This window comes from Rhizobium sp. BK098 (genome assembly GCF_014193155.1).
Classification (GTDB): Bacteria; Pseudomonadota; Alphaproteobacteria; order Rhizobiales; family Rhizobiaceae; genus Rhizobium.
The window spans coordinates 62,409-77,865 of the sequence record NZ_JACHYY010000016.1; the positions used below are offsets into that span (position 1 = coordinate 62,409).

General features: G+C 60.1%; 15 protein-coding genes and 4 pseudogenes. 14 read left to right on the forward strand and 5 right to left on the reverse strand.

The window, feature by feature from the left end; translation table 11 throughout:
* The first annotated feature begins 120 nt into the window (after positions 1–120).
* Entirely contained in the window at positions 121–264 is a 144-nt protein-coding gene (locus tag FHT73_RS27100; protein ID WP_162708034.1) for a hypothetical protein, read from the forward strand.
* Positions 265–311: 47 nt separating this feature from the next.
* Here the strand turns inward: FHT73_RS27100 and FHT73_RS27105 are convergent.
* Positions 312–1,016, reverse strand: a pseudogene (locus FHT73_RS27105) (IS6 family transposase).
* Here FHT73_RS27105 and FHT73_RS27110 point away from each other — a divergent pair.
* The 6 genes and pseudogenes from FHT73_RS27110 to FHT73_RS27135 form a co-directional block, all read left to right on the forward strand.
* The gene (locus FHT73_RS27110) at positions 984–1,406 is read left to right on the forward strand and encodes a hypothetical protein (protein ID WP_246712252.1); all 423 of its coding nucleotides are present in this window, start codon (positions 984–986) and stop codon (positions 1,404–1,406) included. The pseudogene FHT73_RS27105 and the gene FHT73_RS27110 sit on opposite strands and share 33 nt — an antisense overlap.
* 354 nt (positions 1,407–1,760) lie before the next feature.
* Complete coding sequence (locus FHT73_RS27115) at positions 1,761–2,156, forward strand: DUF1236 domain-containing protein (RefSeq protein ID WP_112339137.1); 396 nt, start codon at positions 1,761–1,763, stop codon at positions 2,154–2,156.
* Between the two features lie 64 nt (positions 2,157–2,220).
* Complete coding sequence (locus tag FHT73_RS29630) at positions 2,221–2,421, forward strand: hypothetical protein (RefSeq protein WP_112606164.1); 201 nt, start codon at positions 2,221–2,223, stop codon at positions 2,419–2,421.
* Positions 2,418–2,792: pseudogene (locus tag FHT73_RS27120) on the forward strand (GFA family protein). Before FHT73_RS29630 ends, FHT73_RS27120 begins: the two are co-directional and overlap by 4 nt.
* Before the next feature lie 133 nt (positions 2,793–2,925).
* The gene (locus FHT73_RS27125; protein WP_183716101.1) at positions 2,926–3,495 is read left to right on the forward strand and encodes an AraC family ligand binding domain-containing protein; all 570 of its coding nucleotides are present in this window, start codon (positions 2,926–2,928) and stop codon (positions 3,493–3,495) included.
* 265 nt (positions 3,496–3,760) lie between these two features.
* A pseudogene (locus tag FHT73_RS27135) lies at positions 3,761–3,958 on the forward strand (family 1 encapsulin nanocompartment shell protein); the annotation flags it as partial.
* A gap of 36 nt (positions 3,959–3,994) precedes the next feature.
* On the opposite strand, the gene FHT73_RS27140 reads toward FHT73_RS27135, so the two are convergent.
* The 4 genes from FHT73_RS27140 to FHT73_RS27155 are packed head-to-tail and all read right to left on the reverse strand — an operon-like array spanning position 3,995 to position 9,007.
* A complete protein-coding gene (locus FHT73_RS27140) occupies positions 3,995–4,543 on the reverse strand; it encodes a sarcosine oxidase subunit gamma family protein (RefSeq protein WP_183716103.1) in 549 nt (182 codons plus the stop codon).
* A complete protein-coding gene (locus tag FHT73_RS27145) occupies positions 4,536–7,469 on the reverse strand; it encodes a sarcosine oxidase subunit alpha family protein (RefSeq protein WP_183716105.1) in 2,934 nt (977 codons plus the stop codon). The genes FHT73_RS27140 and FHT73_RS27145 overlap by 8 nt, the downstream gene beginning before the upstream one ends.
* Positions 7,466–7,744 (reverse strand): sarcosine oxidase subunit delta, encoded by a 279-nt coding sequence (locus FHT73_RS27150; protein ID WP_112401089.1) that lies wholly within the window; start codon positions 7,742–7,744, stop codon positions 7,466–7,468. Before FHT73_RS27150 ends, FHT73_RS27145 begins: the two co-directional genes overlap by 4 nt.
* Before the next feature lie 12 nt (positions 7,745–7,756).
* Positions 7,757–9,007, reverse strand: coding sequence for a sarcosine oxidase subunit beta family protein (locus FHT73_RS27155; protein WP_183716106.1), 1,251 nt, complete (start codon positions 9,005–9,007; stop codon positions 7,757–7,759).
* A gap of 88 nt (positions 9,008–9,095) precedes the next feature.
* On the opposite strand from FHT73_RS27155, the gene FHT73_RS27160 reads away from it, so the two are divergent.
* The 7 genes and pseudogenes from FHT73_RS27160 to purU all read left to right on the forward strand — a co-directional run.
* Positions 9,096–10,055 (forward strand): GlxA family transcriptional regulator, encoded by a 960-nt coding sequence (locus tag FHT73_RS27160; protein ID WP_183716108.1) that lies wholly within the window; start codon positions 9,096–9,098, stop codon positions 10,053–10,055.
* Positions 10,056–10,132: 77 nt separating this feature from the next.
* Positions 10,133–10,816 (forward strand): helix-turn-helix domain-containing protein, encoded by a 684-nt coding sequence (locus FHT73_RS27165; RefSeq protein WP_015343856.1) that lies wholly within the window; start codon positions 10,133–10,135, stop codon positions 10,814–10,816.
* 92 nt (positions 10,817–10,908) lie between these two features.
* Positions 10,909–11,817, forward strand: a complete 909-nt coding sequence (locus tag FHT73_RS27170) for a glutamine amidotransferase family protein (RefSeq protein WP_112339152.1) — start codon at positions 10,909–10,911, stop codon at positions 11,815–11,817.
* A 31-nt stretch (positions 11,818–11,848) separates the two neighbouring features.
* Positions 11,849–12,535, forward strand: a complete 687-nt coding sequence (locus tag FHT73_RS27175) for a GXGXG domain-containing protein (protein WP_112339153.1) — start codon at positions 11,849–11,851, stop codon at positions 12,533–12,535.
* A 15-nt stretch (positions 12,536–12,550) separates the two neighbouring features.
* Positions 12,551–13,879 carry an FMN-binding glutamate synthase family protein gene (locus FHT73_RS27180; RefSeq protein WP_112339154.1) on the forward strand — a complete coding sequence of 443 codons (1,329 nt, stop codon included), beginning with the start codon at positions 12,551–12,553 and terminating at the stop codon, positions 13,877–13,879.
* Between the two features lie 77 nt (positions 13,880–13,956).
* The gene (gene glnT / locus FHT73_RS27185; protein ID WP_183716111.1) at positions 13,957–15,264 is read left to right on the forward strand and encodes a type III glutamate--ammonia ligase; all 1,308 of its coding nucleotides are present in this window, start codon (positions 13,957–13,959) and stop codon (positions 15,262–15,264) included.
* Positions 15,265–15,363: 99 nt separating this feature from the next.
* Positions 15,364–15,457, forward strand: a pseudogene (gene purU, locus FHT73_RS27190) (formyltetrahydrofolate deformylase); the annotation flags it as partial.

Sequence of the window (15,457 nt, forward strand, 5' to 3'; positions counted from 1 at the left end):
TCGGCATCCCAACTCTTGCGAGACTGTCGAAGACCGTGGTTTCGCGGGCACATCGGCTTTTCATGGTGGCCTCCATCATTTATGACGGATTTATGACAACACACGTTCGGAGCGCCGAGAGTGAATTGGTTCCGTAAATTGATGCCCCGGGAAGATCGCTTTTTCGATCTGTTCGGCCGGCATTCCCGTACAATCGTCAGCGCCGCGGAAGCCCTGAACGAACTGCTGAGCGGCAAAGACACCGAGCAGCACTGCAAACGGTGATGTCAGGTTAAATTCCAGATCTACGGATCGGGCATTTTGCTGAGCGATCAGGCGTCGATTCCGGCGACGCCCTTCCAATGTGCCATCGCCGCGAGGCGATGCAGACTGATGTCGAATGCTGAGTGCTGACTTCGTGCTGGGACGAAGAGATTTCGGACCGCGGAGAAGATGCTGACGAAACGTTACAGTCCGCCTGGCGAGCGAAATCGCTGCATCACCCGCTCTCGTTTCCGTAGTGGAAGATGCGAGTTTTCGGCGCGATTGTTCAGCCCCTTGTGAGATCGATGCTCGATCGTTGGCATCACCTGCCGCCGAGCCGCACCATAAGAGCGAAGCTTGTCGGTGACGATGCGTTTCGGTTGACATCCCTGCTTTTTCATCAATCGGATCAGCAGACGCCTGGCAGCCCTGGTGTTGCGACAGATCTGAACGATCTCGTCAAGCACATAGCCGTCTTGATCCACCGCGCGCCAGAGCCAGTGTTTCCGGCCGCCGACGATCACGACCACCTCGTCCAGATACCAGATATCATTCGGACTTGGCGGTTTCCGACGCAGATGCGCGGCATAGTCCGGGCCGAACTTCTTTGCCCAGCATCGGATCGTCTCATAGGAAACGATGATGCCGCGCGCCAACAGCATTTCCTCCACCAAACGCAGGCTCAACGGAAGCCGGAAATACAGCCAGACCGCATGAGCGATCACAGCGGGAGGAAAGCGATGGCGCTTGTAACTGACCGGGCTCTTGCTCATCACAGCGAAATAGCCGCAAACCCTTCAGCCCAAGTTAACCTGACATCACCATGGTTCCGGTTGATTGCTGGTTGCCTGGCCGAAGCGCGATCATTGGGGCTAGTTCTGTTCGTGCTGGACAACGGCGCGCTCGGCATCATGGTGCAGGGCCTGCCCGTGGTCATTCCAGACTATTCATCCGATCGCTACCACAGTGACCTCTACCGCATCGACTTTGGGTCAATGGCGCGCGCATGCGGCTGGACAAGCCGGAAGCTGATGCCGGATCTCAGCAACCTGGCCGAGATCATGCGCGAAAGCTACAGCCCCGGTCACCCATCCATCTTGGTCGAGGTGCCGGTAGATGCAGAACAGGTCGTGGGACAAAATCCGCGAGCTAACAATCTGTAGCGCCACACAAGCCCATCCCAATAAGGGCCGCAGCGCATGCGGGGCGAAAAGCGTGACCAGCTGTTGCATCGATTCGAAGCGGCAGGGCGAAGCAAAGACAGATCATAACGACCACCGTCTGCCTGAGACAAAGCCCCCTGGGCGGCATGGCATCATGACAGAACATGAGATCCGGTCGGGAGCGTTGCTGTTACCGCATCCTTCGCCGATGCACCTGCCCCTTCCGTGCCGATCACGAAGTTTGTCGCAGGCGGCTAACTCGTGATGGCTTCGGATGGTAACCGAAGAGGAACATTCTATTGGCTCAGTAATTCTCCTTTCAGCTCACAAGAGCTGGAATTAAAGGAGAATGCTATGAAAACGAGACTTGTCGTTTCAATGGCCGCCTTCGGCCTTCTGGCCGGTTCGGCCTTCGCCCAGTCTTCCACCGTAACCGGCGCCGCAGGCGGTGCGGTGACCGGAGCAGTAGTAGGCGGCCCTGTCGGCGCTGCAGTCGGAGGTGTCGCCGGTGCGATTGCTGGCACCGCGATCGATCCACCGCCAGAGAAAGTGGTCACATACGTTCAGGAACAACCCCTGCCTCCATCCGAGGCAGTCGTCCAGGACCAGATCGTTGTCGGCCGCGCGCTCCCAGAGACGGTTGTCGTCACACCGGTCCCGGACAACCCGACCTATGCCTACGCTGTCGTGAACCACAAACGTATCATTGTCCAACCGAAGACGCGCACGGTTGTCCGCATCCTTGAATAATGCCGAAAGGGTGGCCCTAAGGATCGGGAAAGGCAGAAAAGGACCGAGGCCATCTTCTTGAAGATTGGCTTATGTCTGGTCGGAGACCTTTCCCGACCATGAGAGTGCGCTCGCGGCTGCCAAATCTGCTGCAGCCCGCCAGCCACAGGGCGGTGAGGATGCAGAAATCAGCTATCAGCTGTCTGACCGGCGTTGGCAGACGGAGCATGTCAGCCGTGGGCAAGGCCCGATCACGAATGTCAGCGATGATGAGGACATACTATGACGGAATCGACCGGATCGTGCCGGTGCGGGCAAGTGCGTCTGACGGTGCGCGGAACGCCGCTTCATATCGGCATTTGCCATTGTACAGATTGCCGATAGGAAAGCGGATCCGCCTTCACTTATTTCGGTCTGTGGCCGGCAAGTGAATTTCACTATGAAGGCGAGACAAGCGAGTTTGCTGGACGGGAGTTTTGCCCGTGTTGCGGTTCGCGCGTCTTTGCCATGGGTGATAACGAGGTTGAGATCAAACTCGGGATCCTGAGCGAGGCGCCCACGCGTCTCCGCCCCACCTATGAGCTATGGACCAAACGGCGGGAACCCTGGCTTTCTCCGATCGAGGGAGCGGAACAGCACGAGGAGGATCAGCGATGAGCAGCGCATGATGTTGGTTACTATCTTTGCTGCTCCCGCCGTCGGCTCGCGGGCATGACCAGATATGCGTCCAATTCTTGGTATGCCCAGCTGATTCATAAGCGCAAGACTGGGTTGCCTGGGAGCAAGAGCCGTGGACATCAATCTCAAGACAAGACAGTATCATAGTCGCGGTTATCATTATCACGACCACGTCCAGGTGCTATTTCCGTTGCGGGGCGCGATGAAGATCTCCATCGACGCGGGATCGGGCGTTATCGCAGGCGGCTCAGTCGCTGTCATCCCGACGGGGTGTTACCATGACTTCGTCCCAAGTGCGGATTGCAGTCTGTTGGTCGTAGATCTCAAACTCCACGAAAGCGATGCGGAACAAGCACCGGTTCTGCTGACCAGAGGTAGCCTTTTGGTCTCGCGCATGGAGCCCTGGCTTTGGCGAATCTTCCGCCAGATCAGCACAGAGGTCGATACGGATGGGCATCGCGCTCAAGATGCAGCCATGTTGGCGCTAACCGGACTGCATCTTATCCGTCCGGCCTCGGCCACCAAGACAAAATCAAAAGCATCGAACAGAATAGAACGGCTGGCGGCCGACCTTGGAATAGGCGGCAGCAAAACAAATATCAGCGCTATGGCGCGCGAGGCCGGCATTAGCCAAAGCCATTTCCATGCATTAGTGGCCTTGGGCTTCTTCAAAAATGAATGAACACAGCTCTACAGCTGGGAGGGAAGATGAAAGCGATAGCACTTAGCATCAGATTTGCGCTCGAGCTTTGTATACTCGCTTCGCTTGCGGCGTTGGCCGCACATCTTGCCGTACCGATCATGGCACAAGTGCTGTTGGGGTTTGGGCTGTGCGTAGCAGTTGCCACTTTTTGGGGTAAATTTCTTTCCCCGAAGCGGAGATACGAGGTTGGCCCGGCCGGCCGGCTCGTTCTCGAAGCTGGCATTTTCTTGATCACAGCCTTGATATGGACAATCCTCACGGGAAACTCGCTCCGATCTCGAACAAAGCCTGGGAGCAGATCGAGGGAGAGGCGAGAAGGACGCGCAAGCGTCACCTGGCCGCACGGTGTGTGGTGGATGTCGACGGTCCGAAGGGCGCCGAATTTTCAGCCGCCAGCACCGGGCACCTTAAGCAGATTGCAGGCTTGGGTGGGGGCGTCCAAGCTTCCGTCTTTTCGCGTGCATCAAAAGCGGATGCTTCACGAGTTGCGCCGAATGCCAGCCGCTTGGGAAACGACCAGCGTTTCGAGTTCTTCATACAGCGATTCCGCAAAGCTGCGCAGGACAGTCAGTTCGAAATCCTCCATGCCCAGGCGCGTGAGCTGCACGGAGATATGGCCGAAGAGCGTCATGGCGCTGCTTCCCTTCGGGAAGTTCACTGGATGCAGGTCGACAGCAGTACCCCTATTGAGCATCCGGGCGGCGCTCGATCCTGAGATGCGGATACGGATGCGCCCGTGGCTTTGATCGGAGATGAAAGCTCTGCCCGCCAGAGCGTCCGCAAGTGCCCGCTCTTGGGAGCCGGCAAGCTGCTCGCCGCCGGCGATGAACCATTGCCGGTATCCGGCCGGACGCACGGAGCTCTCCGTGAGGCCGGCTGCTGCAAGATGCGCCGCAAGCTCTTCGCTCGTCGTCGCTCCCATTACCTGCAGCAGATGACCCTCAGGTAAGGCTTCAAGCCGGATGGTCTCGCCTTGTAGAACGGACTTGCCGGCGAGGACCGGCTTCGATGTCGGCAAATCAGGCATGGAGTTTCTCGTTCTGGGGATCGATGAAGACGGGGCTGCAGATCACCGCATCCGTGTATTCGTTTCTGAGGCCATTCCAGACGACGATCTTTTCGCCGATACGCTCCGGCCCATTCTTGATGAGCGCGAGCCCGATCGTATGGCCGAGTTTGGGGGAAAAGGCGCTCGAGGTGACATAGCCCTGATCGCTTTCGAGCGTTGCGGCAGCACCTTCCGCCAGGATGTGGGCCCCGGTGCGGAAGCTAGTCGCAGGCTTCACCGGTTTGACACCGACGAGGCGAGGCCGGTCGGCCGCCTGCAGGCCTTCGCGCGCGAGCATCGCTTTGCCGATGAAATCGGGTTTCGTGGTCGAAACCATGCGACCAAAGCCAAGATCGCCTGGTGTTACCGTGCCATTGATCTCCGCATGGGTGACGTGGCCCTTCTCGATGCGCATGACGCCGAGCGCTTCGGCTCCATAGGCGCAGATACCATGCTTCTCGCCTGCTTGCATGATGGTGTCGGCAACGAACTCGCCATAGGCCGCGGGCACGCCAAGCTCGTAAGCGAGCTCGCCGGAAAAGGAGATGCGGAAGAGCCGACCCTTGAGCTTGCCACCGAACAGAGAGACGGCGCGCGCGCTCATGAACGGGAAGGCGGCGTCGGAAATGTCCTCGTCGATGATCTCGGACAGGATCATCCGCGATTTCGGGCCGGCGACCGCCATCTGCGCCCATTGATCGGTTGACGACGCAAAATAGACCTCCAGTTCGGGCCAGAGCGTCTGGGCGCAGAACTCCAGATGGGTGAGCACGCCGGCGGCAAGCGCTGTCGTCGTGGTCATGAAGAAATGGTCTTCGCTCAACCGGCTGGTGGTGCCGTCGTCATAGATCATGCCGTCTTCGCGCAGCATGATACCGTAGCGCGCCTTGCCGACGGAAAGCTTGGCGAAGCCGTTGCAATAGATGCGGTCGAGAAAGGTTGACGCGTCCTTGCCGAAGATCTCGATCTTGCCGAGGGTCGAGACATCGCAGATGCCGGCATTTTTCCGGATATTCAGCACCTCCCGATCGACACTTTCGCGCCAGGTCTTCTCGCCGTCACGCGGGAACCAGGAGGAGCGGTACCAGAGGCCGGTTTCGACGAAGACTGCGCCATTCTTCTTTGCCCATTCATGCAAGGGGGATTTGCGCGCCGGTTGAAAGTGCTTAGCCCGCGAAGTACCCGTCAGGGCGCCGAAGGAAACCGGTGTATAGAAGGGCCGGAACGTCGTAGTCCCGACTTCGGCCGGCGAGACGCCGCGGGCCTCGGCCAGGATGCCGATGGCGTTGATGTTGGAAAGCTTGCCCTGGTCGGTCGCCATGCCGTTCGTCGTGTAGCGTTTGGCGAGCTCGACATCGCCATAACCTTCGCGCACGGCAAGCCCCAGATCTTTCAGGTTCACGTCGTTCTGGTAATCGACGAAGGCTTTGCCTTTGCTCCCTTTGACATGCCAGAGCCGCGCGGCAACAGTCGGTACTTCTTCTTCTGCCGAAGCAAAGGCGGGAGCGATCTTTCCAAAGCCGATGGTTTCCAGCGCCTCGGCAGCTTTGATTGCTCCGTCACCAAGGCAGCTATCCGTGGAGGCAAGGCCGGATGCCGAGCCGGCAATCAGCAAGCCCTCCTGTCTTTCGGGCGCGAGGAAGGCTGCATGCCGTTCGGACCACACCGGCCTTGCGCCGCGATGGCAGGCAAGATGGATGATCGGGCTCCAGCCGCCGGACATGGCCAAAGCGTCCGCATCGATCTCCTGAGTGCCCGAACCGCTCGCAATCTTGACCCCGCGAACCTGCTTGGTTCCGACCGCATCGAGGACGCAAGCACCGGTCAGCACCCGCGCCTTGCCGCCCCAGTGTTCACCTGCGGCGCGCGTATCGACGATGGCGAGCACGTCGACTCCCGCTGCCTCGAGGTCGGCGGCGGTCCGGTAGCCGGAACCGTTGGTCGTGAAGACCACGGTGCGCTTACCGGGAGCGACAGCTTGACGGTTCAGATAGCTGCGCATGGCGCCTGCCATCATGACGCCTGGAATGTCGTTGCCACCGAAGACGAGTGGCCGCTCCTCGGCGCCGGTCGCAAGGATCGCCTGCTTGGCGATGATGCGCCACAGGCGCTCGACCGGCTGGCGCGGGTCGGGCGCTGCCACATGCTTCTGAACGCGTTCGACGGCGCCGAAGACATTGTCGTCGTACCAGCCGATAACCGTCGTGCGCGGCAGGCATTGCACGTTCGGCAGGCTGTCGAGTTCGTCCAAGATTTCCCCAAGGGGTGAATTGCTCTCAAAGAGCAAACTGCCGCCAAGAGCGAAGCCTTCATCGGCAAGAATGACGCGCGCTCCGGCGCGTCCCGCCGTCAGCGCCGCGGCAAGGCCCGCAGGCCCAGCGCCGATGACGAGCAGATCGCAATGCGCCCAGCATTTCTCGTAGGAATCGGGATCGACCTCATATGAGGCCTTGCCGAGACCGGCGGCCTTGCGGATCAGCGGCTCGTAGACCTTTTCCCAGAAGGCGGCCGGCCACATGAAGGTCTTGTAGTAGAAGCCGGCGCTGAGGAAGGGCGACAGCAGCCCGTTGACGGCACCGAAATCGAAGGCGAGAGAGGGCCAGCGGTTTTGGCTCCGCGCCGTGAGCCCATCATAAAGCTCGATCATGGTGGCGCGGCTGTTGGCCTCGGTACGGCCGCCTGTGCCGGTCGTGACAAGCGCATTGGGTTCGGCGGCACCAGCCGTCAGGATTCCGCGCGGCCGATGATATTTGAAGCTGCGGCCAACAAGCTGGATGCCGTTGGCGAGGAGGGCTGAGGCAAGCGTGTCGCCGGGATGGCCCGCCAGGTTCCTGCCGTCGAAGCTGAAGGCAATGGTTTTGGAGCGGTCGATCCGACCGCCGGAGGAAAGACGATAGCTGCTCATGCGCCGCCTCCAAGCTTGGTAAGCGCCGCATCGCTGACGCCATGGACCTTGTGTGTGACGGTGTCGCGCTCGACGATCAGCCAGCGGCGGCAGCCCGAGGAATGGTGCCAATATTCCTTATGAAGTCCCTTTGGATTGTTGCGTAGGTAGACGTAATCATACCAGTCTTCGGTGCCGGCATCGGCTTTCGGGCGGATAAGGTTTGCATCCCCCTTGATGGTGAATTCTTCCTTGGGACGTGTGCCGCAGTGAGGGCAGGAAATCAGGCTTGCCATGTCGTCATGTCCTCAATGCAGGTTCGGCTGGGCGCCGACGCCCTTTTCATCGATCTGATAGCCACGCCGGAATCGGTCGAGGCGCAGCTGTGTCGCCGTTTCATGCGGCTCGTTGCGGGCGATCAAATGCGCGTAGCAATAGCCTGACGCCGGCGTGGCCTTGAAGCCGCCGTAGCACCAGCCGGCGTTCAGATAGAGATTGTCGATATGGGTCCGGTCGATGATCGGGGAGCCGTCCATGCTCATGTCCATGACGCCGCCCCATGTGCGTAGATAGCGCACGCGGGTCAGTGCCGGGATCATCGCCACACCGGCTTCGGCAACATGCTCGACGGTCGCGAGGTTGCCGCGCTGGGCATAGGAATTATAGCCGTCGATATCGCCGCCGAAGACAAGGCCACCCTTGTCGGATTGCGAGACATAGAAATGCCCGGCGCCGAAGGTAACGACGCAATCGATGAACGGCTTCAGGCCTTCGGAGACGAACGCCTGCAGCACATGACTTTCGATCGGCAAACGCAGACCCGCCATATCGGCGACGACGGTGGAATTACCGGCTGCCGCCAGTGCCAGCTTGCCGCAACCGATGAATCCCTTTGTCGTCTCGACACCCGTGACGCGGCCCTGGTCGGTGCGGACGCCTGTGACTTCACAGCCGGTGATGATGTCGACGCCACGGCTATCGGCTCCGCGGGCATAGCCCCAGGCGACTGCGTCGTGGCGCACCGTGCCGCCGCGCTGCTGCAACAGGCCGCCCATGATCGGGAATCGTGCGTTTTCGAAATCGAGAAAAGGCAGCTTTTTACGGACGGCTTCGCGATCGAGCAATTCGGCATCGACGCCGTGCAGGCGCATGGCATTGCCGCGGCGAGTGTAGGCATCGCGCTGCGCATCCGAATGGAAGAGATTGAGCACGCCGCGCTGCGAGACCATGGCGTTGAAATTGAAATCCTGCTCGAGCCCTTCCCAGAGCTTCATCGACAGCTCGTAAAAGGGATTGTTGCCGGGCAGCAGGTAATTGGAGCGAATGATCGTGGTGTTGCGGCCAATATTGCCCGAGCCGAGATAGCCCTTTTCCAGAACGGCGACATTGGTGATGCCGAAGGTCTTGGCCAGATAATAGGCGGTCGCCAGTCCATGGCCGCCGCCACCGACGATGATGACGTCATAATGTGGCTTCGGTTGCGGCTGGCGCCAGGCGGGCGCCCAGCCAGTATTGCCGCGTAGGCCGTTGAGGAAAACAGAGAAAGCCGAATAGCGCATGGTCAGGTCCGCTGTGAATTGCGCTCATGATGACAGAGTGGCAAATGCCGACTTGCCCAATTAGGACCTCTTTCGATAGAAAAGGGACATGGCTCCAATCGACGCAAGAAATAGTCAGTCCATCGGCTTTGTCCTGATCCCGGGATTCGCGCTGATGTCCTATGCTTCTGCGAGCGAGCCGCTGCGGGCGGCCAATCTTCTGGCCGGGCGTGAAATCTATCGATTGTCGATCTTTTCGCCGGACGGCACTCCGGCGGTATCGTCGGGCGGCGTGCCGGTGCCGGCCGAGCATCTTCCAGGTCGCGGATCCGGTCTTGGCACGGTCTTCGTCTGCGCCGGCGGCTCGCCACGCGATTGGCATTACCCTTCGGTGCTTGCCTGCCTGCGCCAGCTCGCACGCGAGGGCGTGCGCATCGGCGGGATTTCCGGCGGTCCTTATCTGCTTGCCGCCGCCGGGCTTTTGGCTGAGCGCGATTTCACGATTCATTGGGAGCATGCGCCAGCCCTGCTCGAAGCCTTTCCGGCGCTTACGCCGCGCCAAGCGCGCTTCGTCATCGACGGCAATCGTATCACCTGTGGTGGCGGCATTGCGCCGCTCGACATGATGCATGTACTGATATCAGAGCGCATGGGCGCCGATTTTGCCCGGCGCGTCAGCGATTGGTATCTGCATACGGAGGTGGGTGAGCCGACTGCGCCGCAACGCGGCTCGCTCGCCGAGCGCTATGGCGTCCATCATCCGGGTCTGCTGAGCGTGCTCGAAAAAATGGAGGAAACGATCGAGATGCCCCTCGACCGTGCCGCCATGGCGCGGATTGCCGGCGTCACGCCGCGTCATCTCGACCGGCTGTTTGCCGCTCATCTCGGCTCGACGTTTCTCGATCAATATCGGCGAATACGGCTGCAGCATGCCCGGCGGCTCCTGGAGCAGAGCCCGCTTTCGATTTCCGAAATCGCCATCGCCACCGGCTTTTCAAGCGGCGCGCATTTTGCCCGAGCCTATCGCTCTCTTTATGGGATTGCGCCCGGTGATACCCGTCAGGCGTGATTTTCGCGGCAGTTGAGAAAATTTCACTCGGAGGATAGGATCGCCGCAGCAAGCCCTGCCGGCAAAAAGGATCATAAATGAAAACCAAGGCAGACAAGATATCGGCCGACGACCAGTCCCATGGCGGACGGTCAGCTTTCTCACAAAATCCGCATGCGGTGCGCGAGCCGAAGGAAAACAATCTCGAGATGGCGATCGGCCACGAGGTTCGCGCCTATCGCAAGAAGCTCGGCATCACGGTGACGGATCTTGCCGCCGCGACGGGTATCTCGCTCGGCATGCTGTCGAAGATCGAAAACGGCAATATCTCGCCGTCGCTGACGACGCTGCAATCGCTGTCGCGCGCACTCGGCGTGCCGCTGACAGCTTTCTTCCGTCGTTACGAAGAGCCGCGCAATGCTGTCTTCGTCAAGGCTGGCCAGGGCGTCGAACTCGAACGCCGCGGCACGCGTGCCGGCCATCAATATAATGTGCTCGGCCATATCGACAACAATTCGAGCGGTGTCATCGTTGAGCCCTATCTGATTACGCTGACGGCCGATTCCGATGTCTTTCCGACATTCCAGCACGAGGGCATGGAGTTCCTCTATATGCTCGAGGGCGAGGTGATGTACCGTCATGGCGACCAGCTCTATCCCATGCAGCCCGGCGACAGCCTCTTCTTCGATGCGGATGCGCCGCATGGACCGGAAGTGCTTGTGAAACTGCCGGCGAAATACCTGTCGATCATCAGCTATCCACAGCGGGGCAAGACTGATTAACTTGCCTAAAAAGAAAAATTTATTCTTTTGAGTTGAAAAACCGCGTTGGACCTGATAGCCATTTTGCAGATGCGAAAACGGAGGGTTTGGGCATGTGCGGAATTGTCGGTCTCTTCTTGAAGGATAAGGCGCTGGAGCCGAAACTTGGCGCGCTTCTGTCCTCCATGCTGATCACGATGACCGATCGCGGACCTGATAGCGCGGGCATTGCGATCTACGGCAACGATAACGGAAACACGGCGAAGATAACCGTCCAGTCAGCCGATCCGGCCAAGGATTTCGACGGTCTGGAATATGAACTCCGGCGCGCGCTCGACGTCCCGGTATCCGTCGTGGTCAAGAGCACGCATGCGGTCATTACTCTTGCCAAGGACAAGCTCGACGAGGGTCGAGTAGCACTGGCGGCTCTGCGCCCGAATATCCGGGTCATGAGCAGCGGCGATACCGTCGAGATCTACAAGGAAGTCGGCCTGCCGAAGGATGTAGTCTCGCGCTTTGGCGTCGCCGCCATGTCCGGCACGCATGGCATCGGTCATACCCGTATGGCGACCGAGTCGGCTGTCACAACGCTTGGCGCTCATCCCTTTTCGACAGGTTCGGATCAATGCCTGGTTCACAACGGGTCGCTCTCGAACCACAACAACCTGCGTCGCGAGCTTAAGCGCGTCGGCATGACCTTCGAGACGGAAAACGATACCGAGGTCGCGGCTGCCTATCTGACGGCCGAAATGGCAAAGGGCAAGGATCTCGGCGCTGCATTGGAAGGCGCGGTCGACGACCTCGACGGCTTCTTCACCTTCGTCGTCGGCACCAAATCCGGTTTCGGCGTCGTTCGCGATCCCATCGCCTGCAAGCCGGCCGTCATGGCGGAGACCGACCAGTATGTCGCCTTTGGCTCCGAATATCGCGCGCTCGTCAATCTGCCTGGTATCGAGGATGCCCGCATCTGGGAGCCGGAACCGGCGACCGTCTATTTCTGGGATCACGAAAAGGCTGCCTGATCAGAAGCGCCGCAATCGAGAGAGATCTTACATGCCAGTTTTCGACCTATCCGTCACGCCGCTGCGCGAACTCAATAGTGCCCTTCATGGCCTTCCCCCAGGGGCCAACGATCTAGCCTTCGAGGTCGTCAACCCACGCGGCCATCATGCTGTCGCCGCCGGTATCGATGCGCCCGTCACCGTCGATATAAGGGGTTCGGTTGGCTACTATTGTGCCGGCATGAACGACGGTGGTAACGTCACGGTGCATGGCTCCGCCGGTCCCGGCGTCGCCGAGAACATGATGTCCGGCAGCGTCGTGATCGAAGGCGATGCCAGCCAGTATGCCGGCGCGACCGGCCGCGGCGGCTTGCTTGTCATCAAGGGCAATGCGGCGTCGCGCTGCGGCATCTCGATGAAGGGCATCGACATCGTCGTCTATGGCAACATCGGCCATATGTCGGCCTTCATGGGGCAGTCCGGCCATCTGGTCGTGCTGGGCGATGCAGGCGATGCGCTAGGTGACAGCCTCTATGAAGCCAAGCTTTTTGTCCGCGGTTCAGTGCAAAGTCTCGGTTCGGACTGCATCGAAAAGGAAATGCGCCCGGAGCATCTGGAGAAGCTTGCCGAGCTTCTCGAGAAGGCCGGGGTGCGCGGCGTCAAGCCCGAGGAATTCAAGCGCTACGGATCGGCCCGCAAGCTCTATAATTTCAACATCGACAATGCCGACGCGTACTAAGGCGAAGGGGACCTCATGAGCTACCACAATCCATATACGCCACCCCGCAAGTCGGCGACCTTCGATGATCATACGCTCGCTGAAATCCGCCGTGCGGCAGCGACCGGCATCTACGATATCCGCGGCGCCGGCACGAAGCGCAAGGTGCCGCATTTCGATGATCTGCTCTTTCTCGGGGCTTCGATCTCGCGCTATCCGCTCGAAGGCTATCGCGAGAAATGCGATACGACCGTCGTGCTCGGCAGCCGTTTTGCCAAAAAGCCGATCACGCTGAAAACCCCGATCACCATCGCAGGCATGAGCTTCGGTGCGCTTTCCGGCAACGCCAAGGAAGCGCTCGGCCGAGGCGCCACGCTTGCCGGCACGTCGACGACAACAGGCGACGGCGGCATGACGGACGAAGAGCGCGGCCATTCGCAGACGCTGGTCTATCAGTATCTCCCCTCGCGCTACGGCATGAACCCTAGGGATCTTCGTCGCGCCGATGCGATCGAGGTGGTGGTCGGGCAGGGGGCCAAGCCCGGCGGCGGCGGCATGCTGCTCGGCCAGAAGATTTCCGATCGTGTCGCCAACATGCGCAATCTGCCGAAGGGCATCGACCAGCGCTCGGCCTGCCGTCATCCGGACTGGACCGGGCCGGACGATCTCGAAATCAAGATCATGGAATTGCGCGAGATCACCGATTGGGAAAAGCCGATCTATGTGAAGGTCGGCGGCGCGCGCCCCTATTACGACACCGCTCTTGCCGTAAAGGCCGGTGCCGATGTCGTCGTGCTTGACGGCATGCAAGGCGGCACGGCCGCGACGCAGGACGTCTTCATCGAGAATGTCGGCATGCCGACGCTCGCCTGTATCCGTCCCGCCGTCCAGGCGCTGCAGGATCTCGGCATGCACCGCAAGGTGCAGCTGATCATCTCCGGCGGCATTCGCTCTGGGGCTGATGTGGCGAAGGCGCTCGCACTCGGCGCTGATGCGGTTGCCATCGGCACGGCGGCGCTGGTTGCGCTCGGTGACAACGATCCCAAGTGGGAAGAAGAGTACCAGAAGCTCGGCACGACGGCCGGCGCCTACGACGACTGGCACGAGGGCAAGGACCCGGCAGGCATCACGACCCAGGATCCGGAGCTCGCAAGCCGGCTCGATCCGATTGCTGCGGGCCGACGCCTTGCCAATTATCTCAAGGTGATGACGCTGGAGGCGCAGACGATCGCGCGCGCTTGCGGCAAAAATCACCTGCACAATCTGGAACCTGAGGACCTCTGTGCGCTGACGATGGAAGCTGCCGCCATGGCGCAGATTCCGCTCGCCGGCACCAACTGGTATCCGGGCAAGGGAGGCTTTTAAGATTTCGGCCGGGCTACGAGGCCCGGCCGCTGCATGCATCATCGAAGTGTCTCGAAGAAATCCAAAGGGGAACGAGAATGACACTGGATCTTGCTGCCTTTGCAAAGGACAAAGGCATCAAATATTTCATGATCAGTTATACGGATCTTTTTTCCGGCCAGCGTGCCAAGCTGGTGCCGGCGCAGGCAATTGCCGGAATGCAGGAAGAGGGCGCCGGCTTTGCTGGTTTTGCCACCTGGCTCGACATGACGCCCGCTCATCCCGATCTTTTCGCCGTACCTGATGCTTCCTCCGTCATCCAGCTCCCATGGAAGAAGGATGTTGCCTGGGTCGCGGCCGATTGCATGATGGAGGGCGAACTCGTCGGCCAAGCGCCGCGAAACGTGCTGAAGAAGCTCGTGAAAGAAGCGGAAGCCGCTGGCAAGCGCGTCAAGACGGGCGTCGAGGCTGAATTCTTCCTGATCACGGCCGATGGCGCCAAGATATCGGATGAATACGATACCGCAGAAAAACCTTGCTACGACCAGCAGGCCGTCATGCGCCGCTATGACGTCATCTCCGAGATCTGCGACTATATGCTTGAGCTCGGCTGGGGTGCGTACCAAAACGACCACGAGGACGCCAACGGCCAGTTCGAGATGAACTGGGAATTCGACGATGCCCTGAAGACGGCGGACAAGCACTCCTTCTTCAAGTTCATGGTCAAGTCGATCGCCGAGAAGCACGGGCTTCGAGCAACCTTCATGCCGAAACCCTTCAAGGGTCTCACCGGCAATGGCTGCCATTGCCATATCTCCGTGTGGAGCAATGACGGCAAGACCAACGTCTTTGCCGACAAGGAAGCGGAATTCGGTCTGTCGGCCGAAGGCAGACACTTCCTTGGCGGCATCATGAAACATGCCTCGTCGCTGGCGGCGATCACCAACCCAACGGTCAATTCCTATAAGCGCATCAATGCGCCGCGCACGACCTCCGGCGCCACCTGGTCTCCCAATACCGTGACGTGGACCGGCAACAACCGCACCCACATGGTGCGCGTGCCGGGTCCCGGCCGCTTCGAGCTGCGCCTGCCCGATGGTGCGGTCAATCCATACCTGCTGCAGGCGGTCATCATCGCTGCCGGCCTCGACGGTCTGCGCGGCAAAGCCGATCCTGGTCCCCATCACGATATCGACATGTATGCCGAGGGTCACCTGGTGAAGAATGCGCCGCGCCTGCCGCTCAATCTTCTCGATGCCTTGCGGGCTTATGACGAGGACGAGGGGCTGAAGCAAGCGATCGGCTCGGAGTTCTCCGAGGCCTATCTGAAGCTCAAGCATCAGGAATGGAACGCCTACTGCTCGCATTTCACGCAGTGGGAGCGCGACAGTACGCTCGATATCTGAGGGCGCAGTGACAAGATGCCCTTAAGGGCTCAGGTGCCGGGGCGCTAGCCCCCGGCACGACAGCGGAATTTTGGCCGCGGACGGCGGAGGAAAATCAGCATGACGAGCTATGTATTGACAGTTGCGTGCAAATCGACGCGCGGGATCGTTGCGGCGATCTCGAACTATCTGGCCGGGCAGGGCTGCAACATCG

What these genes read in the sequence shown, in the direction of transcription:
- FHT73_RS27155 (WP_183716106.1), bottom strand. Translation starts at nt 9,007, where the DNA reads ATGCGCTATTCGGCTTTCTCTGTTTTCCTCAACGGCCTACGCGGCAAT.
- FHT73_RS27110 (WP_246712252.1), top strand. Translation starts at nt 984, where the DNA reads ATGGCGCTTGTAACTGACCGGGCTCTTGCTCATCACAGCGAAATAGCC.
- FHT73_RS27150 (WP_112401089.1), bottom strand. Translation starts at nt 7,744, where the DNA reads ATGGCAAGCCTGATTTCCTGCCCTCACTGCGGCACACGTCCCAAGGAA.
- FHT73_RS27160 (WP_183716108.1), top strand. Translation starts at nt 9,096, where the DNA reads ATGGCTCCAATCGACGCAAGAAATAGTCAGTCCATCGGCTTTGTCCTG.
- FHT73_RS27170 (WP_112339152.1), top strand. Translation starts at nt 10,909, where the DNA reads ATGTGCGGAATTGTCGGTCTCTTCTTGAAGGATAAGGCGCTGGAGCCG.
- FHT73_RS27165 (WP_015343856.1), top strand. Translation starts at nt 10,133, where the DNA reads ATGAAAACCAAGGCAGACAAGATATCGGCCGACGACCAGTCCCATGGC.
- FHT73_RS27145 (WP_183716105.1), bottom strand. Translation starts at nt 7,469, where the DNA reads ATGAGCAGCTATCGTCTTTCCTCCGGCGGTCGGATCGACCGCTCCAAA.
- FHT73_RS27175 (WP_112339153.1), top strand. Translation starts at nt 11,849, where the DNA reads ATGCCAGTTTTCGACCTATCCGTCACGCCGCTGCGCGAACTCAATAGT.
- FHT73_RS27180 (WP_112339154.1), top strand. Translation starts at nt 12,551, where the DNA reads ATGAGCTACCACAATCCATATACGCCACCCCGCAAGTCGGCGACCTTC.
- FHT73_RS27115 (WP_112339137.1), top strand. Translation starts at nt 1,761, where the DNA reads ATGAAAACGAGACTTGTCGTTTCAATGGCCGCCTTCGGCCTTCTGGCC.
- FHT73_RS27140 (WP_183716103.1), bottom strand. Translation starts at nt 4,543, where the DNA reads ATGCCTGATTTGCCGACATCGAAGCCGGTCCTCGCCGGCAAGTCCGTT.
- glnT (WP_183716111.1), top strand. Translation starts at nt 13,957, where the DNA reads ATGACACTGGATCTTGCTGCCTTTGCAAAGGACAAAGGCATCAAATAT.